21 protein-coding genes and 1 other RNA gene are annotated in these 18,655 nt (G+C 71.7%); 13 read left to right on the plus strand and 9 right to left on the minus strand.

The genetic code is table 11. From position 1 onward, the window contains the following. Positions 1–38 precede the first annotated feature (38 nt). The 4 genes from BJF80_RS07280 to BJF80_RS19225 are packed head-to-tail and all read right to left on the minus strand — an operon-like array spanning position 39 to position 4,373. A complete protein-coding gene (locus BJF80_RS07280; RefSeq protein WP_075812547.1) occupies positions 39–1,454 on the minus strand; it encodes an NAD-dependent malic enzyme in 1,416 nt (471 codons plus the stop codon). A 15-nt stretch (positions 1,455–1,469) separates the two neighbouring features. Beyond that, positions 1,470–2,906, minus strand: coding sequence for an ABC transporter ATP-binding protein (locus BJF80_RS07285; RefSeq protein WP_075812549.1), 1,437 nt, complete (start codon positions 2,904–2,906; stop codon positions 1,470–1,472). Then, entirely contained in the window at positions 2,903–3,775 is an 873-nt protein-coding gene (locus BJF80_RS07290) for an ABC transporter permease (RefSeq protein WP_075812551.1), read from the minus strand. Before BJF80_RS07290 ends, BJF80_RS07285 begins: the two co-directional genes overlap by 4 nt. After that, a complete protein-coding gene (locus BJF80_RS19225) occupies positions 3,768–4,373 on the minus strand; it encodes an ABC transporter permease subunit (RefSeq protein WP_269087384.1) in 606 nt (201 codons plus the stop codon). Before BJF80_RS19225 ends, BJF80_RS07290 begins: the two co-directional genes overlap by 8 nt. Between BJF80_RS19225 and BJF80_RS19230 the strand changes: the two genes are divergently transcribed. Further along, positions 4,278–4,493, plus strand: a complete 216-nt coding sequence (locus BJF80_RS19230) for a hypothetical protein (RefSeq protein ID WP_202817165.1) — start codon at positions 4,278–4,280, stop codon at positions 4,491–4,493. The genes BJF80_RS19225 and BJF80_RS19230 overlap by 96 nt on opposite strands. 277 nt (positions 4,494–4,770) lie before the next feature. On the opposite strand, the gene BJF80_RS07300 is transcribed toward BJF80_RS19230, so the two are convergent. Next, positions 4,771–6,159: an ABC transporter substrate-binding protein gene (locus BJF80_RS07300; RefSeq protein WP_083673515.1), complete on the minus strand. Its 1,389-nt coding sequence runs from the start codon at positions 6,157–6,159 to the stop codon at positions 4,771–4,773. Between the two features lie 309 nt (positions 6,160–6,468). Here BJF80_RS07300 and trxA point away from each other — a divergent pair, with 309 nt between their 5' ends. Beyond that, the gene (gene trxA, locus BJF80_RS07305; protein ID WP_022926171.1) at positions 6,469–6,858 is read left to right on the plus strand and encodes a thioredoxin; all 390 of its coding nucleotides are present in this window, start codon (positions 6,469–6,471) and stop codon (positions 6,856–6,858) included. Positions 6,859–7,149: 291 nt separating this feature from the next. On the opposite strand, the gene BJF80_RS07310 is transcribed toward trxA, so the two are convergent. After that, positions 7,150–7,470, minus strand: a complete 321-nt coding sequence (locus tag BJF80_RS07310) for a HepT-like ribonuclease domain-containing protein (RefSeq protein ID WP_075812555.1) — start codon at positions 7,468–7,470, stop codon at positions 7,150–7,152. Next, positions 7,467–7,787 carry a nucleotidyltransferase family protein gene (locus BJF80_RS07315; protein WP_075812557.1) on the minus strand — a complete coding sequence of 107 codons (321 nt, stop codon included), beginning with the start codon at positions 7,785–7,787 and terminating at the stop codon, positions 7,467–7,469. Before BJF80_RS07315 ends, BJF80_RS07310 begins: the two co-directional genes overlap by 4 nt. A gap of 247 nt (positions 7,788–8,034) precedes the next feature. Between BJF80_RS07315 and BJF80_RS07320 the strand changes: the two genes are divergently transcribed. The 7 genes from BJF80_RS07320 to BJF80_RS07345 all read left to right on the plus strand — a co-directional run bounded on the left by BJF80_RS07320 (position 8,035) and on the right by BJF80_RS07345 (position 15,528). Further along, a complete protein-coding gene (locus BJF80_RS07320) occupies positions 8,035–8,931 on the plus strand; it encodes a MurR/RpiR family transcriptional regulator (RefSeq protein ID WP_083673516.1) in 897 nt (298 codons plus the stop codon). Between the two features lie 67 nt (positions 8,932–8,998). Continuing rightward, positions 8,999–10,504, plus strand: coding sequence for an APC family permease (locus BJF80_RS07325; protein ID WP_237767481.1), 1,506 nt, complete (start codon positions 8,999–9,001; stop codon positions 10,502–10,504). Continuing rightward, positions 10,501–11,808, plus strand: a complete 1,308-nt coding sequence (locus BJF80_RS07330) for a type I glutamate--ammonia ligase (protein ID WP_075812561.1) — start codon at positions 10,501–10,503, stop codon at positions 11,806–11,808. The genes BJF80_RS07325 and BJF80_RS07330 overlap by 4 nt, the downstream gene beginning before the upstream one ends. After that, a complete protein-coding gene (locus BJF80_RS19940; protein ID WP_237767482.1) occupies positions 11,798–12,532 on the plus strand; it encodes a hypothetical protein in 735 nt (244 codons plus the stop codon). The genes BJF80_RS07330 and BJF80_RS19940 overlap by 11 nt, the downstream gene beginning before the upstream one ends. Before the next feature lie 8 nt (positions 12,533–12,540). Further along, positions 12,541–12,804 carry a hypothetical protein gene (locus BJF80_RS19945; RefSeq protein ID WP_237767483.1) on the plus strand — a complete coding sequence of 88 codons (264 nt, stop codon included), beginning with the start codon at positions 12,541–12,543 and terminating at the stop codon, positions 12,802–12,804. Between the two features lie 142 nt (positions 12,805–12,946). Then, positions 12,947–14,182, plus strand: coding sequence for a M20 metallopeptidase family protein (locus BJF80_RS07340; RefSeq protein WP_075812563.1), 1,236 nt, complete (start codon positions 12,947–12,949; stop codon positions 14,180–14,182). Continuing rightward, on the plus strand, positions 14,179–15,528 hold the full coding sequence (locus BJF80_RS07345) for an aspartate aminotransferase family protein (protein ID WP_075812565.1): 1,350 nt from the start codon (positions 14,179–14,181) through the stop codon (positions 15,526–15,528). The genes BJF80_RS07340 and BJF80_RS07345 overlap by 4 nt, the downstream gene beginning before the upstream one ends. Before the next feature lie 541 nt (positions 15,529–16,069). Here the strand turns inward: BJF80_RS07345 and ssrA are convergent. Beyond that, positions 16,070–16,439: a transfer-messenger RNA gene (ssrA, locus tag BJF80_RS07350) on the minus strand. A gap of 123 nt (positions 16,440–16,562) precedes the next feature. Between ssrA and BJF80_RS07355 the strand changes: the two genes are divergently transcribed. Continuing rightward, entirely contained in the window at positions 16,563–16,865 is a 303-nt protein-coding gene (locus BJF80_RS07355) for a hypothetical protein (RefSeq protein WP_143554020.1), read from the plus strand. Next, on the plus strand, positions 16,865–16,990 hold the full coding sequence (locus tag BJF80_RS20720; RefSeq protein WP_269087379.1) for a hypothetical protein: 126 nt from the start codon (positions 16,865–16,867) through the stop codon (positions 16,988–16,990). The genes BJF80_RS07355 and BJF80_RS20720 overlap by 1 nt, the downstream gene beginning before the upstream one ends. On the opposite strand, the gene smpB is transcribed toward BJF80_RS20720, so the two are convergent. After that, complete coding sequence (smpB, locus tag BJF80_RS07360) at positions 16,974–17,450, minus strand: SsrA-binding protein SmpB (RefSeq protein ID WP_075812569.1); 477 nt, start codon at positions 17,448–17,450, stop codon at positions 16,974–16,976. The two genes, BJF80_RS20720 and smpB, sit on opposite strands and share 17 nt — an antisense overlap. Before the next feature lie 273 nt (positions 17,451–17,723). Here smpB and BJF80_RS07365 point away from each other — a divergent pair, with 273 nt between their 5' ends. Further along, positions 17,724–18,149 carry a type II toxin-antitoxin system VapC family toxin gene (locus tag BJF80_RS07365; RefSeq protein WP_075812571.1) on the plus strand — a complete coding sequence of 142 codons (426 nt, stop codon included), beginning with the start codon at positions 17,724–17,726 and terminating at the stop codon, positions 18,147–18,149. Positions 18,150–18,235: 86 nt separating this feature from the next. Next, complete coding sequence (locus BJF80_RS07370) at positions 18,236–18,655, plus strand: CBS domain-containing protein (protein WP_075812898.1); 420 nt, start codon at positions 18,236–18,238, stop codon at positions 18,653–18,655.

Below are 18,655 nucleotides of genomic sequence, written 5' to 3' on the forward strand. Positions count from 1 at the left end.
GAGGTCGAGACCGGGCTGCGGACCCGGGGCCAGCGAGGTCAGCTGGACCCCTGGAGCCTCGCCTCGGCCGCGGCCTGCACCGCCTGGGCGACGGCCTTGGTCGCCTTGGGGTTGAAGACGCTCGGGATGATGTAGGTGGGGTTGAGCTCGTCGGCGGACACCACGTCGGCCAGCGCCGTGGCAGCGGCGAGCAGCATCTCGTCGTCGATGTGGTCGCTCTGCGCGTCGAGCAGGCCGCGGAAGACGCCGGGGAAGACGAGCACGTTGTTGATCTGGTTGGCGAAGTCGCTGCGCCCGGTCGCGACGACCGTCGCGTGCTGGCCGGCCTCGACCGGGTCCACCTCGGGGACCGGGTTGGCCATGGCGAAGACGACGGCGTCCTCGTTCATCTGCGCGATGTCATCGCCGGTGAGGATGCCCCCGGCGGAGACGCCGATGAAGACGTCGGCGCCCACGAGCGCGTCCTTGAGGGTCCCGGTCTCCAGGGCCTGGTTGGTCTGGCTCGCGATCCAGGCGAGGTTGCCGTTGTCGCCGCGCATGACGTCCGCGCGGCGCGGGTGGATGATCCCGTCGACGTCGGTCACGATGAGGTCGCGGGCCCCGGCGCGGAGCAGCAGCCGCATGATCGCCGAGCCGGCCGCCCCGGCGCCGGACATGACGATCTTGACGTCGCTGATGTCCTTGCCCACGACGCGCAGCGCGTTGGTGAGCGCGGCCAGCGCCACGATCGCGGTGCCGTGCTGGTCGTCGTGGAAGACCGGGATGTCGAGCTCCTTGCGCAGCCGGGCCTCGATGGCGAAGCAGCGCGGGGCGGAGATGTCCTCGAGGTTGATGCCGGCGAAACCGGGCGCCAGGGCCTTGACGATCCGCACGATCTCGTCGGCGTCGGTGGCGTCGAGGCAGATCGGGAAGGCGTCGATGTCGGCGAACCGCTTGAAGAGCGCGGCCTTGCCCTCCATGACCGGCATCGCCGCGAGCGGGCCGATGTCGCCGAGGCCGAGCACGGCCGAGCCGTCGGTGACGACGGCGACGGTGTTGCGCTTGATGGTCAGGCTGCGGGCGTCCTCGGGCCTCTCCGCGATCGCCTGGCAGATCTTGGCCACGCCGGGGGTGTAGACGAGGGACAGGTCGTCGCGGTTGCGGATCGGCAGCTTGGAGGTCACCTCGAGCTTGCCGCCGAGGTGCGCCAGGAAGGTGCGGTCGCTCACGCGTCCGATCTCGACCCCGTCGACGCCGCTGACCGCCTCGACCACCTCGGCGGCGTGATCGGTGCCGTAGGTCGCGATCGTCAGGTCGGCCTGCAGCCGCTCGGTCCCCGAGTCGCTGATGTCGACCGCCGTCACCATCCCCCCGACGTCGGCCACCGCGGTCGTGATCTCCGAGACGGCGGTGACCCGGGCCGGCAGCTCCAGCCGGACGGTGATGGAGTTGGACACGGACGGAACGGGGCTCATGGGCGCCATTGTGTCCTACCAGGTCACCACCGTGTCGCACCACGTGCGGAGAAGTTCCTCGTCGTGCGAGGCCACGAGCACCCCGCAGCCCGAGCGGTGCTGGTGGGTGTGCACGGCGCGCACCAGGTCGCGCGCCGTGGCCCCGTCGACCATGGACGTCGGCTCGTCCAGCAGCAGGTAGTCGGCGTCCAGCGCGAGCGCCCGGGCCAGGACGACCCGCTGCAGCTGGCCGCCGGAGACCTCGTCGGCGCGCCGGCCGGCGAGGGCCGGGTCGAGCCCGACCCGCTCCAGCAGACCGGCCACGACAGCGCGGTCGTGCGGCATACCCGCGAGCACCAGCGGCTCGACCACAGCGCGCCCGAGCGTCCACCGCGGGTCGACGGACTGCCGTGGGTCCTGCGGCAGGTAGGCGATCCGGCGCCGGACGCTCGCCGGCACCTCGTGACCGGTGCCGCGCACCGGGCGACCGTCGAGCACGACCTGCCCCGCCGCCGGAGGGTGCAGCAGCGCCAGGGTGCGCAGGAGCGTGGTCTTGCCCGCGCCCGAGGGCGCCATGAGACCGGTGACCTGGTCGGCGGGGACGCTCAGCGTCACCCCCTCGCGGACGAGGACACCGCGACCGCGCCGCAGCGTGAGATCGACACCGGCGAGGGTATGCCCCGTCCCCGCGCCGCGCTTCCGACGTCGCCCGGCGTCGTGGTGCCGGGCGCCCCGCACCCGGGCGACCACCTCCTGCGGCGGACCCGCGGGGGCGGTCCGGCCGGCGTCGAGCTCGACGACCCGGTCGGCGACCTGCTCGGCCAGCGTGAGGTCGTGCGTCACGACGAGCACCGCCCGGCCCTCCTCCCGCGCGAGCCGGGCCAGCCCGGCCCCGACCGCCTCGGCGCGTGGCCGGTCCAGCCCGGTGGTCGGCTCGTCGGCCAGCACCAGCCGAGGGTCGCCCAGCAGCGACAGCGCGTTGGAGACCCGCTGCGCCTGCCCCCCGGAGAGCTGCGAGGGCAGCCGCGCGCCCCACGCCGGGTCGACGTCGTGCCGCTCCATGGTGGCCACCACCGCAGCGCCGACCTCGGGCCGCGGCACGTGCACCCGGGCCTTCTCGACCAGGTGGCTGCGGACGGTCAGCACCGGCGTGAGCGAGCCGACCGGGGCCTGCGGCAACCAGGCCGTGAGCCGTCCTCGCAGCCGCTCCCGGGTGGGGCGGCCCGGGTCGAGCAGGTCGACCGTGGCGGGCTCACCGTGCCACCGCGCGCTCCCCCGCACCAGCGCGCCCGGCGGCAGCAGTCCGAGCAGCGCCGAGGCGAGGGTCGACTTGCCGGCGCCGCTGGGCCCCAGCAGCACGACGACCTCGCCCTCGCGCACGTCGAGGTCCACCTCCTCGAGGACCACCTGCTCCCCGCCAGCCCCGTCCGGCAGGGCGACGCCGAGCCCGCGCACCTGCAGGCCGCCGGTCATACCCGTCCCCTCCCCGCCGGTCGCAGCCGCTCGGCGACGGCGAAGACGAGCAGGCTCAGGGCGACGAGCAGCAGCCCGGGCAGCACCGCGGGCCACCAGTGCCCGGCGAGCACGGCGGAACGGGACTGCTCGATGATCGTGCCGAGCGAGGCCCGGTCGTCCGGGAGGCCCAGGCCGAGGAAGCTCAGCGCCGACTCGTGCATGATCGCGTGCGGCACCATGAGCACGCTGGCCAGGAGCACCCGCCCCATGACGTGCGCGAGGAGGTGCTGGCGCAGCACCCACCAACGGCCCGCGCCGGCTCCGACGGCAGCCTCGACGAAGCCGGCCCGGTCCAGCGCGAGCAGCTCGGCCCGCACGAGGCGCGCGGTGGTCGTCCAGTGGGTGAGCGCGACGCTGATGACGACGCTGGACAGCGAGGGTCCGAGCAGGGCGACGATGACGATGCCGAGCACGAGGTGCGGCAGCGCGTTGACCGCGTCCACCAGGCGCATGAGCGTGGAGTCCAGCCAGCCGCCGCCGCGGCCGGCCGTCATGCCTGCGGCCGCGCCGACCACGACGCCGACGACGCTGGAGACGGCCGCCGCGACGAGCCCGACGAGCAGCGAGACCCTGGCGCCGGACAGCGACCGGTCGAGCAGGTCGCGCCCCGCCTGGTCGGTGCCGAAGGGGTGCTCGGGTGAGGGTGGGAGGTAGGCCCGGGCGAAGTCCGCGCTGCCCGTGCCCCCGACGAGGTCGACCGCGAGCAGGACGAGCAGGAGCAGGCAGGCCGCGACGGCCCAGCCGAACGGCGAGCGGCTGCGGGTGCGTCCGGCCCTGGCCACGGTCCCGGGGCCTCCGTCGCGCACCGGCCGCCAGGGCTCAGCCATCGCGCTGCCCCACCCTCGGGTCGACCCAGCGGTAGGCGAGGTCGGCCGCCAGGTTGCCGAGCACCACCAGCACCGTCGTGAGCACGGTGAGCGCAGCGAGCAGCGCGAAGTCGAGCCGCAGTGCCGCGTCCACCGTCGCGCTCGCGATCCCGGGCCAGGAGAAGACGGTCTCGACGAGCACCGCCCCCGTGATGAGCTCGGGCACTCGCACGCCGAGCACCGTGACCAGCGGGAGCAGCGCCGGGCGCACCGCGTGCGAGCGCAGCAGCCGGCCCCGGGGTATGCCGCGGGCCCAGGCCGCGCGGACCGGCGCCCCGGCGAGCGCGTCCCGGGAGGCGTCACGCACGACGAGGACGAACCACGGCAGGTGCGCGAGGGCCAGCACGAGCACGGGCAGCACGGCGTGCCGCAGGACGTCGCCCGGCTCGACCCCGCTGGCCTGGGGTGACGTCGCTCCCCCGGTCGCAGCCAGCCGAGGGCCACGGCGAAGACCCAGACCGCGATGAGCCCGATCCAGAAAGGTGGCGAGGCCTGCACGGCCAGCATCCCGGGGCCGACGAGCCGGTCCAGGACCGACCCGGGGTGCGTGCCCGCCCAGCCGCCGAGCGCCACCCCGACCGGGATCGAGACGACCAGCGAGGCGGCGACCAGGCCGAGCGTCCACGGCAGCCGCTGCCCGACGACCGTGCTCACCGGGGCGCGCTGGCTGCTGGAGTAGCCGAGGTCGCCGGTCAGCGCGTTGCCCCACCAGGTGAGCCACTGCTGCACCGCCGAGGTGTCCTCCATGCGGGCGCGCATCGCCTCCAGCGTGGGCCCGTCCAGGGTGAGCGCCCGCTCGCCGAGGGCGGCGATGACCGGGTCGAAGGGCGAGCGCTGCGCCAGCGCGAACATCACCAGCGTGACCATCCCGGCCAGCACCGGCAGCAGCAGGAGCCGGCGGGCCACGAGGGCGCCGGTCCCGCCGCCCCTGGTGCCCGCACCGGGGCGCGGCCGGGTCAGCCCGCGGGGTCGGTCGTGGTCCATGCCGGGAGGTTCCACCAGGGCCCGCCCTGGAGCCCGTGCTCGTGCGGCTCGACCAGCGGCACGTCCCAGCCGCTCCAGGTGTCGGCGCGGATCACGTAGTCGTGCTCGACGTAGGCGAGGAAGACCCACGGCAGGTCCTGCGCGAGCTGCTCCTGCACCCGTTGGTATGCCTGCACCCGCTCGTCCTCGGCCTGCGCCGAGCGCCCGTCCTCCAGCGCCGCGTCCATGGCCTCCGAGGCATACCCGCCGGGGTTGTCAAAACCCTGGAAGGCGCGTGAGGAGTGGAAGAGGGGGTAGGTCGACAGGTCGGCGTTGTAGGGGTTGCCGCTGCCGTAGACCAGGGCGTCCTCGCGCATGCGCGGCTCGATCGCCTCCCAGCTCAGACCCTCCGGCTCGACCTCGATGCCGAGCTCGGCCGCCTGCGCCTGGACCGCCAGGGCGACGTTCTGCCGCAGCGTGTCACCAGCGGGATACATCAGCGTGAAGCGGGCGCGCTGACCGTCCCGGGCGCGGGTGCCGTCGGCCTGCTCGACCCAACCGGCCTCGTCCAACGTCGTCGCGGCGGCCTGGGCGTCGGTCTCGACCTCCACGACGTCGGCGTACTCCGGCGCCTCGGGGGGGATGGGCCCGTAGGCGGGGCGACCGGCCCCGGCGAGAGCGCCGTCGACGAGCGCCTGCCGGTCCAGCCCCTGGTGCAGCGCCGCGCGGACCGCCGGGTCGCCGGCGACCGGGTGCTCCTCGGGCAGGACGAGCGCCCGGAAGTCGGCGGTGTCGCGTCGGACGACCTCGAAGTCGTCGTCCTGCTCGACCCGGTCCAGCGCCTGGGCCGGGAGCAGCGCGCCGTCGACCTCGCCGGAGGCGACCCGGGCGGCACGGGCGGCGTCGTCCTCGACGAAGACGAAGGTCGCGCGCTGCACCTGCGGCTGCTCGCCCCAGTAGTCGTCGTAGCCCTCGAGGATCACGCGCTCGCCGGGGCGGTAGGTCTCGATGGCGTAGGGACCGGTGCCGACGACGTCGGCGGAGGCGGCGGGCTCGGGGTCCAGCGACTCCGCGGGCACGATGCCCAGCACGGTCGCGGCGACGAAGGACGACTGCGGCTCGGAGAGCGTGAAACGGACAGTCGTCTCGTCCACCGCCTCGACCGCCTCCAGCGCCGTCAGGTCGGCAGCTACCGGCGACGCGGTCTCGGGGTCGATCGCGGTCTCGTAGGTCGCGACGACGTCCTGCGCGTCGAGCTCGCTGCCGTCGTGGAAGGTCACGTCCTCGCGCAGCGTGAAGGTCAACGTCAGCCCGTCGGCGGAGACCTCCGGCAGGTCGGTGGCCAGCAGCGGTTCCTGCTCCAGCTCCGCGGTCAGGCGCACCAGTCCCTCGACGACCTTGCCGTCGCCCCACCGGGCATACCCGAGGACGGGGTTGAAGCTGTCCGGCTCGCCGCCGGTCGCGATGACGACCTCGCTCCCCGCGCCGCTGTCCTCGCCCTCGGTTGCCGCACCGCCCGTATCACCCGATCCCTGCTGGGTCGGGTCGGTGCAGGCGGTGACGGCGAGCAGGCGCCGAGCACCAGGACGGGACCACGAGCGGCCTTACCGCGAGTCATTCGCATGTGGTGACGCTAGCAGGCAGCTCGCGCGGCTCGGAATCAGGCGGCGGACGTGCTTGTTGGACTGACCATGAGCACCGTAGACCTGACCGCCGACACCTTCGAGCAGACCGTCACCGGCAACGACATCGTGCTGGTCGACTGGTGGGCCGAGTGGTGCGGTCCGTGCAAGATGTTCGCGCCCAACTACGAGAAGGCCTCGGAGAAGTACGACGACGTCGTCTTCGGCAAGGTCGACACCGAGGACCAGCAGGCGCTGGCCCAGGGAGCCGGGATCTCCTCGATCCCGACGATCATGGCCTTCAAGGAGGGCGTCCTCGTCTTCCGCCAGTCCGGCGCCCTGCCGGCACGCGACCTCGAGTCCGTCGTGGACCAGGTCCGCGCCCTCGACATGGACGAGGTCCGCGCCAAGCTGGCCGAGGCCGAGGCGCAGGAGGCGCAGCCCGCCTCGCAGTCCTGACGGCGCCACGCCCGAGGCCGACCGCCCCAGCGTTCACGTGAACGCTGGGGCCGATCCTTGCGGGCGCGCCGTCGGCCCAAGGCGGTCACCGGGTATGCCGCGTGGGCGGGGCCAGGGATCACAGCGAAAGGGCCGTGACAACGGCACAGCGTGAGACATGGGTGATGGAGGTGGCGGGAAACTCCTCGCTACCGCCCCGACCAGCATGGATGCTCATGGCCGCTCCCCCGTGTCAGCCCTGTGTCAGTCTCGATCGGCGCCAGTCGGCACCTTTCCCACGAGACAGGTCCTTCACATCTGACGAAGGCGATCGGCCAAGGGACCGAGCTGGTTGTCGACGATGTCGAGGATCAACTCGGCGTCGACACGGAAGTACTCGTGCACGACGACGTTGCGCAGTCCCGCGATCGCTCCCCATGGGATGTCCGGCGCCCGATCGCGCGTCTCGCTGGGAAGTACCCGCACCGCCTCCCCGATCACGGCCAAGTTGCGCAGCACCGCGTCGTAGGCCATCTCCTGGAGCTCGCCGGACGCAAGATGCTGGGTGTAGCCCTGGCATCGTTCGACCGCATGCAGGATGTCGGCGCAGCGTTCCTGCTCGGATCGCGTCACACCGGCACCGCATCGCTGAGCGCGGTACTCGACACCTCAGCGCGCAGAAGGGTCGGCGTCACCACATCGACGCGGCGGCCGAAGACGTCGCTGAGCTCCTCGCCCATGCCCGCCACGCGCAGGAGGGGGTTCCCTAAGTCCGGCAACAGATCCACCAGAAGGTCGACGTCGCTGTCCGCCGTCGCGTCGCCTCTGGCCACCGAGCCGAACAATCGTGGATTGGTCGCACCATAGCGCTCAAGGATCTGCTCAAGAGCGTCACGATGAGCAACAACCACCGCACGGAGGGCGGTGCTCTCGGACGTGACGGTGCTCATGTGTCAAGGGTAGAGGGCCAGCATCGTGACGCCTAGGACCAGGAAACCCACTGAGTGAGCGATACGAGCCAGTCAGCATCGCCGCTGGCGATCCGTGGACCCTCCGAGGCCTCTGCGGAACCATAGGCAGAGGCCCACGACCACCTCGCCGATTCCCACGAGTCCGACGCGAAGAGTCCTTCGGGACTGCTGCATGAACGGGTGACGCCTTGAGTGGCGCACTAGCATTCCGCGGATGGGCACACACATGGACGACCGGACACACCCACGTCCTGTCGCCGCCACCGTACGCGAGGCCATGGCTGACCTAACGGCATCGGAGCGCAAGGTGGCCCGCGCGCTGCTGTCGGACTACCCGGTGGCCGGTCTGGCGACCGCAGGGGAACTGGCCGCCAGGGCCGGGGTCAGCACCCCTACGGTCGTGCGGTTCGTGACCCACCTCGGTCTTCCCGGGTATGCCGCGTTCCAGCGCGCGCTGCGGCGGGAGGTGCACGCGCAGATGGGCTCGCCGGTAGAGCAGTACGACGAGGTCCTGCAGCGCACCTCTGAGGGAGGCGTCCTCATGTCCTCGCTCGCGACGCTGCGAGGCGCCCTGGACGCCTCGTTCCACGAGCTGCCCGTCAGCGAGTTCGACCGTGCGGTCGACCTGCTGTGCACCCCCGGCGTGCGGATCTCCGTCGTCGGGGGCCGCTTCAGCCACGTGCTGGCGCAGTACCTGGTGCACCACCTGCAGCTGCTGCGCGACCAGGTCGCCGTCCTGCCCTCCGACGAGTTCGCCCGCATCGTGCTGGTCGGCGAGGTCGACAAGGACGACCTCCTGGTCGTCTTCGACTACCGCCGTTACGACCAGCGCACCGTCCGTCTGGCCGCCGAGGCCCGGCGAGGGGGTGCCCGGGTGCTGCTGCTCACCGACCCTGGGCTTTCCCCCATCGCCGAGCACGCCGACGTCGTGCTCCCCACCAGGGTCGACGCGCCCTCCCCGTTCGACTCTCTCCTGCCCGCCTTTGGCCTGGTGGAGACGCTCGTCGCCGCAGTCACCCTGCGGCTGGGCGAGAAGGGACGACACCGGGTCGAGCGGCTGGAGGGGCTGCGTGAGGTGCTTGACCCGGACGCACCGTCTTCGCTCCCCCCGACCGACGGGTAACAACGTGCAGAAAAATATTTTTCACGCCCAACCTCTTGACGCCGGTTCTGAACAGCCTGTTTCATGGATGCCGTTCCCCTCGGAGAGGCTTCCCCATGAACAGCACCACCGGCACCAGCGCCGACACCTCAGCCCTGGCACCACCGCCCGAGAAGGCCGAGGTCACCCCCTCAGGCCTGCACCGCAACCTGCGGGTCTGGGAGGTGACGGCCCTGTCCGTGGGCTTCATGGGCCCGGTCATGGCCATGTCGCTCAACGGCATCGGCGTGGCCGGCCTGGTCGGCAAGGCCGTGCCCTTCACCTTCGCGATCTCCTTCGCCGGCGTGATGCTCGTGGCCTACGCGTTCATCCGCCTCACCCGCTACTTCACCCATGCCGGCAGCGTCTACGCCCTGGCCGGCGCGACCCTGGGCCCGCGCGCGGCTTCTTCGGCGGCTTCGCGCTCCTGGGGACCTACCTCTTCTTCTCCGCCTGCATCACCGGCGCCTGCGCGGTGTTCTTCGAGGCGATGCTCGGCGAGTTCGGCCTCACGCTGCCCACCGGGACCTGGGTCCTCATCACCGTCGTGGCCGCGGCGGCCGCACTGCTGCTGAACCTGCGTGAGTCCACGGTGACGACCCGCACCCTGCTGGCCATCGGCATGGTCGGCATCGTCGTCATGGTCATCTTCAGCCTCGTGGTCATCGCCCGGGTCGCCTCCGGTGACGCCCCGGTCAGCACCGGTATCGACCTGGGCACCCTCCTGCCCGGCGAGGCCTCCTGGACCGCCATCATGACCGCCTCGGTCTTCGGCTTCCTCTCCTGGGCCGGCTTCGAGTCCGGCACCTCGCTGGGTGAGGAGACCCGCGACCCCAAGCGCACCATCCCCCGGGCGCTGACCTACGCCGTCGTGCTGGCCGGCGTCATCTACACCCTCGTGATGTTCGCCCAGACCATCGGCTACGGCACCGACACCGCGGGTCAGGAGGCCTTCGCCGGGGCCAGCTCGACGCTGACCGAGCTCGGGTCGACCTACATCGGCCCCTGGTTCGCCGTGATCATCTCGATCATCGCCTTCTGCGTGGCGTTCGCCTCGCTGCTCAGCTGCTCGGCCGCGGCCGCCCGGCTCGTGTTCGCCCTGGCCCGCGACGGGTTCGGCCCGTCGGCCCTGGCCCGCACCAGCCCCCGCACCGGTGCTCCCACCGTCGCCACCGTCACCGTGCTCATGCTCACCGTCCTGCTCGTCCTGCTCCTGGCTGCCATCGGCGGAGGCCCGGTCGAGGTCTACTACTGGTACGCCACCATCGCCACCCTCTGCATGGTCGTGGCCTACGGCATGGCCTCCGTCGGCGCCATCCGGCACACCTTCCGCCCCGACTCCCCGATCCGCCGCTGGGAGGTCGTCCTGCCGGCCGGCGGCATCGTCTACCTCGTCTACGTGTACGTCGTGCAGGTCGCCGGCCAGGAGGCCCCCTACACGTACTTCCCCTGGATCGCCGCCGCGTGGTGCCTAGCCGGACTGGCTGTCATCCTGGCCGCACCAAAGCTCGCCGAACGCATCGGCGCCCGCCTCACCAAGGAGGACCTGGGATGACCACCCCCCGGCCCGAGGGCCTCACCGCGCTGACCTTCGTCGCCACCAGCGACCTGTCGGCCATCACCAAGGGCCGATCGATGCCCACCGCCCTGCTCGAGCAAGGGGACACCACCGGCTGGGTGCCGGCCAACCTGGGCATCGGGGCCAGCGGCCACATCGCCGACCAGATCCCGTTCGGCTCGACCGGCGACCTGCGGCTGGCACCCGACCCCGATGCCTCCCACGTCATCACCGGAGTCCCCGGCCGCCCGGACACCACTCTCGTGCTGGCCGACATCGTCACCACCGACGGCCAACCCTGGTCCTGCTGCCCCCGCACCTTCCTGCGCGACGCCGTGGCGACCCTCAAAAGCGAGTTCGGCCTCACCGTCGCCTCCGCCTTCGAGCACGAGTTCATGGACCTGGACGTCGAGGGCGAGCACCACCCGTTCTCGTGGCGCAACTTCCGCGCCGCCGAGCCGGTCGGCTCACAGTTGGTCACTGCGATGGAGCGCAGCGGCCTGGAGCCGGAGACCTGGCTGGCCGAGTACGGCGAGCACCAGTACGAGGTCACCGTCCGCCGGGCCGACGCAGTCCGCGCCGCCGACCGGGCCATCCTCACCCGCGACCTGGTCCGCGACGTCTTCTCCGCCGCCGGCCACCGCACCACCTTCTCCCCCGTCGTGCAGCCGGGAGCCACCGGCAACGGCGTGCACGTCCACTTCGGCCTGCAGGACGCCGAGGGCACCAACGTCATGTTCGACCCCTCCCGCCCGGGCCGCCTCTCCGAGCTCGGCGGACGGTTCGCCGCAGGCATCCTGCGCCACGCCGGGGCGCTGGCGGCGATCTTCGCGCCGCTGAGCGTGTCCTACCTGCGCCTACGTCCCCACCAGTGGTCCTCCGCCGGGGTCTTCCTCGGGCTGCACGACCGTGAGGCCCTGCTGCGCGTCTGCCCCACGGTCGAGATCGACGGCAAGGACCCCGCGCCCCAACTGCACCTGGAGTTCCGCGGCGGCGACATCGGCGCCAACCCCTGGCTCCTGCTCGGCTCGCTGTTGCACGCCGGGATGGAGGGCCTGCGCAGCGGCATCGAGCCCGCCGAGCTGCAGGTCGGCGAGGCCGACCGCGCCAGCGCCGCCATGACCGAGCTGCCGCGCGATCTCGGGCAGGCGCTCGACCTGCTCGAGCAGGACGAGGTCGTCACCGGCTGGTTCGCCCCCGAGCTCATCGCCACCTATCTGCGCATCAAGAGGGTGGAGCTGGACGAGGTGAGCAAGCTCTCGGAGTCCGAGCAGTGCGAGTGGTACGCCCGTGCCTACTGACTGGATCGCCGACCTGCCGCTGGTCGACCACCACTGCCACGGGGCCCTCGAGGCGACGCTGGGCCGGGCACGGTTCGAGGACCTCATCACCGAGTCCGACGCCCCTGCCCCGGCCGGCACCACCTTCTTCGACACCCAGCTCGGTTTCGCGATCCGCCGCCACTGCGCCCCCGTGCTCGACCTGCCCCCGTTCGCCGCGCCGGAGGACTACCTCGCCCGCCGTGCCGAGCTGGGCCCCGAGGCAAGCCGGCGGTTGCTGCGGGCCAGCGGCATCAGCGACTACGTCGTGGAGACCGGCCACAAGGCCGACGAGATCCTCGACCCCGCCCAGATGGGCGAGGTGGCCGGCGCCGGGTATGCCGAGGTCGTGCGCCTCGAGCGCCTGGCCGAACAGGTGGCCGAGGACGTGTCACCCGCCGACTTCGTGGCAGCCTTCGCGGCGCGGCTGGACCACGAGCTGAGCCGTGCGGTGGGGGTCAAGAGCATCGCGGCCTACCGAGGCGGCTTCGACATCGACCCCACCCGGCCCGGCGAGGACGAGGTCGCCCGCGCGAGCCAGAACTGGAAGGACGCCACCCCGACGGGCACCCCGCTGCGGCTGACCGACCCGGTGCTCATCAGGCACGGGTGGTGGAGCGCGATCGACCGGGCAGTGCCCATCCAGCTGCACGTCGCTACGGCGACCCCGACGTCGACCTGCACCGGTGCAACCCGCTGCTGCTGACCGAACTGATGCGCCTGGCCCGCGGCAGCGGGGCGCGCTTCATGCTGCTGCACTGCTACCCCTACCACCGGGAGGCCGGCTACCTCGCCCACGTCTTCGAGCACGTCTACTGCGACGTGGGCCTAGCCGTCACCTACACCGGCGCCCAGTCCGCCCAGGTCATCGCCGAGTCGCTGGAGCTGACGCCGTTCGCCAAGGCGCTGTTCTCCTCCGACGCCTTCGGCGCGGCCGAGCTCTTCCACCTCGCGCCGAGCTCTTCCGCCGCGGCCTGACACAGGCCCTGCAGACCTGGTCCGGCCCTCAGGGCTGGCCGGAGCAGGAGCAGCAGCGCGTGGCACGGATGATCACCGCGGACAACGCGCGTCGCGTGTACGGCCTGGACCGGGTGCCGACCACGAGCTTCGGGCAGAACCGGTGACCACCACGCCCGCCCTCGGTACAGAGCTGGACACCCTGCGCCACCGGTGGCTCGAGGCCGTCGAGGACCACCTGGACGCGGCCCTGGACCTGCGCCGCCAGCTGCACCGAGACCCCCGCCCCTCCGGGGACGAGGAAGCCACCGCCCTGTCCGTCGAGACGGCCCTGGGCGTCCCGCTGGAACGGGTCGCCGAGACCGGCCGGATCGGCCGGATCGGCCCGGCCACAGGCCCGGCCGCCCTCTTGCGGGCCGAGCTCGACGCGCTCCCGGTGCGGGAGGCGACGGGCGCGGCATACGCCTCGACCTCGGGGGTCATGCACGCCTGCGGGCACGACGTGCACCTGGCCGCGCTCGTCGCGGTCGTGCGCGCCGCCGAGGGGCTGACCCTTCCGGTGGGGCTGGTGCCGCTGCTGCAGCCGCGCGAGGAGACCTATCCCTCGGGGGCGCAGGACGTGGTGGCCTCCGAGGCGCTGGCCCTGCACGGTGTGGGCGCGGCGATCGGCGCGCACGTGCACCCGACCGTGCCCCCAGGAACCGTGGCCACCGGGGCCGGTGTCGTCAACGCCGCCGCGGACGAGATCGAGATCGTGCTGCGGGGGCGAGGCGGGCACGGGGCCTACCCGCACCACGCCAGCGACCCCGTCGCCGCGATCTCCCACATCGTGCTCGGGCTACCCGAGGTGATGCGCCGCACCATCTCCCCGATGCACCCCAGCACCCTGTCGGTGGGACACCTGCAGGCCGGCGAGCGCAGCGCCAACGTGCTGCCCGGCGAGGCCAGGCTGCTGGCCACCCTGCGTACGACCTCCCACCCGGACCGGCTACGGATCCAGGAGCAGGTCCGCCACTTCGCGGCCCGCCAGGCCGAGTCCTACGGCCTGGAGGCCACGATGGTCGTCACCTCCGGGGAGCCGATGCTGTCCAACGACCCCGACCTCGTGGACCGGATGGACGGCTGGCTGGAGCGGTGCGGCACTGAGGTGACCGAGCCGATGCGCTCCCTCGGCGCCGACGACTTCTCCTTCTTCGGCGAGGTGGTGCCCTCGGTCATGGCCTTCGTCGGCGTGCAGGTCGAGGGTCACCCCAGCCCCCCGCCGCTGCACCACCCCGAGTTCCTGCCCGACGAGGACGCCGTCCGACAGGTGGCCGTCGCGCTCGTGTGCGGCTACCTGGCCGCGGCCGACCTGTGGTCCAACCCCCGCCTCGACAACCACCAGGAGGATTCCGGATGACCGACGCCACCGGCCCCGGCCCGCGTACGGACGAGGAGTGGTATGCCGCCGATGCCCACGCCCTCGCGGGCGTGGAGAAGCTGCGCTTCTTCCCCCAGGTCGTCGCCTCCGGGCGGGCCGCCACGCTGACCACCCCGGAGGGCCGTGAGCTGCTCGACCTCAGCGCCAGCTGGACGGCCACCGGCCTGGGTCATGCCCACCCGGTGGTCGTGCAGGCGGTAACCGAGGCGATGGGCGCCCAGGCCGGGGGCTCGGTGCTCTCCGGTACGCACCCGCAGGCGGTGCTGCTGGCCGAGGAGCTGCTCGAGATGGTGCCGTCCACCGGCGAGGATCGGCGGGTCTACCTGGGGCATGCGGGTACCGACGCGAACGACGTGGCCCTGCGCGCCGTGCGGCACGGCACCGGCCGTCCGGCCATTGTCGCCTTCGAGAACGGGTACCACGGAGGTCTTGGTACCGCGATGGCCGTCTCCGGGCTGCATGTCGCTGGCGGGGCGACGGCCGACCCGGACCTTCACCTGGTCCCCTACCCCGACCCCTACCGTCCGTGGACCGGCAAGGCCGACGACCTCCTCGACCGGACGCTCGCCCGGGTGGAGGACTACCTCGCCCGCGGGGACGTCGCCGGGATCATCGTCGAACCCATCCAGTCCGACGGCGGTCTGATCGTGCCGCCGGAGGGTTTTCTCACCGGGCTGCGGGCGCTGTGCGACCGGCACGGCACCCTGCTCGTCGTCGATGAGGTCAAGGTCGGCCTGGGCCGGACCGGACACCTGATGGCGCATCACCTCGAGAACGTCCTACCCGACCTGGTCACCCTCGGTAAGGCCCTCGGATCGGGCCTACCATTGTCGGCCGTGGTCGGCCCCGCCGGCGGCCTCGACGAGCCGACCGCCTCGGCCCTGATGACGACAGTCGGCAACCCGGTGTCCTGCGCGGCCGGCCGCGCCGTGCTGGGCCTCCTGCGCGACGGCACCCTGGCCAGGTCGGCCATGGAGCTCGGCGAACGCATGACGGACGGACTGCGCCGCTACGCCGCCTCCGACCGTCCCGGCGCCGAAAACGTCGGCGACGTCCGCGGCCGCGGACTAGCCCTGGGCGTCGAACTGGTCCACGAGGGGACCCTAGACCCGGCTCCAGCCCTGACGGCCAAGACTGTCATGGCCGCTTGGCGCCTCGGCGCGGTCGTCTACCCGGTCAGAGACAACGTCCTGGAGATCACCCCACCCCTGGTTATCACCCCCGAGGAAGCCGACCGAGGCGTCAACCTGCTCACCCGCGCCATCGACGCCGCCGTCGGCGGAGAGGTCACCGATGAGGACGTCGCGGCCTACTCCGGCTGGTGACCGTTCTCGAGCATGGTTCTATCGGAGCGACACGATGCAATCACGAGAGCAGAGCGGATTGCCGAGCCACTCGGGCCTTGATCTTCAGCAATCGTGCCGGCACATCGCTGCGCCGTGTGTCGCAGGCGGAGCATCGGAAGCGGGACTTGCCCACATGGGACACACACTGAGCATCGCAACCGGAGCGTCACCGCAGGTCAGTCGCCCCGACAAGGGCACTCACACTTCAAGACCGTATAAGTGGACCCTGGGGGCCAGAGGATTCCTGGCCGCCTGTGACTGCTACGCCGCGCGACGTTGGGCCGGGGGCACGAACGTGCCTCCGGCCGCGTCGGCCTCGGCGATGTGCAGGGGCCGCCTCGGCGTCCGTGAGGATCTCGAACATGCTGAGGGAGTGGGTGCGACCCTCGACGTGACGGAGATCTTGGCGTTTCGTGTCTCGACGCGGCCATCTGCGTCCCCCAGCACGAAGCCCCCAGATCCGCATCCTCATGCGGAATCTGGGGGCGACGTGCGACAAGCCGCACAGCGTGAGACACGTGGGTGGAGGTGGCGGGAATCGAACCCGCGTCCGTTACCGAGAAATCAGGGCTTCTCCGGGTGCAGTGCGCTGTGGATTTTCTCGGCCCCAGGGCTCGCGCGCACACGTTCCCTGACAGGCCCAGTCGAGTAGGAGTCCCGCGTGATCCCTCGAGCGCAGATCACGCAGCAAGTCATCTAGATGATGCCAGGATCTGAGCCGATGACGAGCTCAGGCTGACAGACTTCGGGCTCGCTCAGGCGGCGAGGGCGAAGTCGCTGCGCTTGGAATTGGCAGCTATTGGTTTCGCAAGGAGCGTTTGACGAGATGACCTTGCATCCTCGACCCGCTTCCCCTGAAGTGTCGAGCAACGTCGAAACCGATCACCCCCATGGGGGTGTCTCACGCTGTGCAGTTGTCAAACTGCGCGGCCGTAGCCGGGCAGACGATCATTCTAGTGGGTCAACGCGCGCCGGGCCACGCAGATTCCGCACGCCGTGAGAGGGTCGCTGCCATGACTACCTCCACGGGCACGAGCGGCGCCCCGACCGACCTGAGGCCGTTGACGATCATGGTCGGCGCGATGGCCGGTGCGCTGGTCGTCATCGGTGTCGTCCTGACCTTCCTCGGGGCCGAGATGGCGGTGCCCTCGACGTGGGCGCTGCTCGTGGTCGCTGCCGCCACCCTCGGAGCCTGGGCGCTCGTGCTGGTCATGCCGCCTCCGCGAGCCCCTCAGGGCGCGTCCCTGGCCGCCGCCGTGTCCCCCGTCGTGGTCTTCCGCGCCGCGGTCCTGGAGCTCCGGCGACCATCGGGCTGATGCTGTTCTTTATCGACGGGCTCTCGCTGCTGATCTACGCCCTGCCGGCAATCTTCGCGATCGCGGGGATGGTGCTCTTCGCCCGCCCGTCGGTGGTGGCGCGGCGCCTCAGCCGTGCCGCTTGAGGTGGGCTGACATCGCCCGCTCGGCCTCGCGCCGGTCCTGCCGCTCGCGCAGCGTCTGCCGCTTGTCGTGCAACTTCTTGCCCTTGGCCAGCGCGATCTCGACCTTCGCGCGGCCGTCGACGAAGTAGAGCGAGAGCGGCACGATCGTGTGCCCGGCCTGCTCGGCCTTGGCGACCAGCTTGTCGATCTGGTCGCGGTGCAGCAGCAGTTTGCGACGCCGGCGCGCGGAGTGGTTGGTCCACGTGCCCTGGGTGTACTCCGGGATGTGCACCCCCTCCAACCACAGCTCCCCCTGGTACTGCGTGGCATACCCGTCGACCAGGCTCGCGCGCCCGTGCCGCAGCGACTTCACCTCCGTCCCGGTCAGCACGAGGCCGGCCTCGACGGTGTCCTCGATGAGGTACTCGTAGCGGGCCTTTTTGTTGCTGGCGATCAGCTTGCGTCCGGAGTCCTTGGGCATGGCCGGTCAAGTCTAGGTGAACCACCGGTATGCCGTCCGCCGGTTTCTGGCGTCGAGGCTGCACGGGAGACCCGTCGCCGTGGTCGTCCGGCCCGATGTCCTGCGCACCCGGAGGGCGGAGGCCCTCATCGCGGACGCGACGAGTTGCGGGACATGCTGGAGGCGGCGCGTCATGCGCCACTGTCAGCCGCGGGAACGATCTCCCCTGATCGGGCGCGGCAGTTGGTCGCCGACCTCGCTCGCGACCGTGATCCTCGCTGACAGCTGATCCGCATGGATGCCTTCGATGCCGACGTCCTCATCTACGCTGCCGCCCCGGACGATCCTCTCGGGCGTCCGGTCCGTCAGCTGTTCGACGCGGCGACGACCGACGGCACTGTGGGAGTTGGTTCGGTCCTGCTCCTGCCCGAGGTGCTCACCAAACCTCGACGAGCCGGCCGGGACGAGGAGGTGTCGGCCCTGCTCGGCCTCCTCTCGCGCCTGACGCTCCTGCCTCTGGACGTGAGCACCGCTCGCCTCTCGGTGTCGCTCGGAAGTACCTACGGTCTACGGCCTGCCGACGCGGCCCACCTGGCGACGGCCGTGGTCGCCGGTGCGACGCGTTTCATCACCAACAACACCGAGGACTTCTCCCGCGAGATAGCCGAGATCCAGATCACCGATCCCGCCGACCTTCTGTCGTCCACGCAGGGCACGTAGACCGATGGTGCTCCGGTTGCCGCCGTGCCGGGGTCCAGGCAGGGTGGGGCGGCACGAGCAGGACCGCCCGACCACGAGGAGTGAGCATGACCACCGCACGCGACATCATGACCCCGCAGGCCCATACCGTCGGCGATAGCGCGTCGCTGGTCGAGGCCGCCACCCTCATGCGCGACCACGGCGTGGGGGCGCTGCCGGTCACCTCGGACGACGGAGCCCTGGCCGGCATCATCACCGACCGCGACATCGTCGTGAACGGCGTCGCCGCCTCGCACGACGTGGGCGCGGTCGCCGTGGGCACGGTCACGCAGGGGATCGTCTCGACGGTCTCGCCCGACGAGGACGTCGACCGGGTGGTCGGCGTCATGGGCGACCAGCAGATCAAGCGGCTCGTCGTCGTCGACGGTCACGACGTGGTGGGGATGATCAGCGAGTCCGACCTCGCCCGGAGCGTGGACGAGGACAAGATCGTCGACTTCGTCCAGCGGGTCTACGGCCGCAGCTGA

This window comes from Serinicoccus sp. CUA-874, from assembly GCF_001942225.1.
In the GTDB taxonomy this organism is placed as follows: domain Bacteria; phylum Actinomycetota; class Actinomycetes; order Actinomycetales; family Dermatophilaceae; genus Ornithinicoccus; species Ornithinicoccus marinus.

Excerpts from the sequence above, each read along its gene's own strand:
- BJF80_RS07280 (WP_075812547.1), bottom strand. The coding sequence starts at position 1,454 with ATGAGCCCCGTTCCGTCCGTGTCCAACTCCATCACCGTCCGGCTGGAG.
- BJF80_RS07285 (WP_075812549.1), bottom strand. The coding sequence starts at position 2,906 with ATGACCGGCGGCCTGCAGGTGCGCGGGCTCGGCGTCGCCCTGCCGGAC.
- BJF80_RS07290 (WP_075812551.1), bottom strand. The coding sequence starts at position 3,775 with ATGGCTGAGCCCTGGCGGCCGGTGCGCGACGGAGGCCCCGGGACCGTG.
- BJF80_RS19230 (WP_202817165.1), top strand. The coding sequence starts at position 4,278 with ATGAGCCCGATCCAGAAAGGTGGCGAGGCCTGCACGGCCAGCATCCCG.
- trxA (WP_022926171.1), top strand. The coding sequence starts at position 6,469 with ATGAGCACCGTAGACCTGACCGCCGACACCTTCGAGCAGACCGTCACC.
- BJF80_RS07315 (WP_075812557.1), bottom strand. The coding sequence starts at position 7,787 with ATGAGCACCGTCACGTCCGAGAGCACCGCCCTCCGTGCGGTGGTTGTT.
- BJF80_RS07320 (WP_083673516.1), top strand. The coding sequence starts at position 8,035 with ATGGACGACCGGACACACCCACGTCCTGTCGCCGCCACCGTACGCGAG.
- BJF80_RS07325 (WP_237767481.1), top strand. The coding sequence starts at position 8,999 with ATGCCGTTCCCCTCGGAGAGGCTTCCCCATGAACAGCACCACCGGCAC.
- BJF80_RS07330 (WP_075812561.1), top strand. The coding sequence starts at position 10,501 with ATGACCACCCCCCGGCCCGAGGGCCTCACCGCGCTGACCTTCGTCGCC.
- BJF80_RS19945 (WP_237767483.1), top strand. The coding sequence starts at position 12,541 with ATGCGCCTGGCCCGCGGCAGCGGGGCGCGCTTCATGCTGCTGCACTGC.
- BJF80_RS07345 (WP_075812565.1), top strand. The coding sequence starts at position 14,179 with ATGACCGACGCCACCGGCCCCGGCCCGCGTACGGACGAGGAGTGGTAT.
- BJF80_RS07355 (WP_143554020.1), top strand. The coding sequence starts at position 16,563 with ATGACTACCTCCACGGGCACGAGCGGCGCCCCGACCGACCTGAGGCCG.
- BJF80_RS20720 (WP_269087379.1), top strand. The coding sequence starts at position 16,865 with ATGCTGTTCTTTATCGACGGGCTCTCGCTGCTGATCTACGCCCTGCCG.
- smpB (WP_075812569.1), bottom strand. The coding sequence starts at position 17,450 with ATGCCCAAGGACTCCGGACGCAAGCTGATCGCCAGCAACAAAAAGGCC.
- BJF80_RS07365 (WP_075812571.1), top strand. The coding sequence starts at position 17,724 with ATGGATGCCTTCGATGCCGACGTCCTCATCTACGCTGCCGCCCCGGAC.
- BJF80_RS07370 (WP_075812898.1), top strand. The coding sequence starts at position 18,236 with ATGACCACCGCACGCGACATCATGACCCCGCAGGCCCATACCGTCGGC.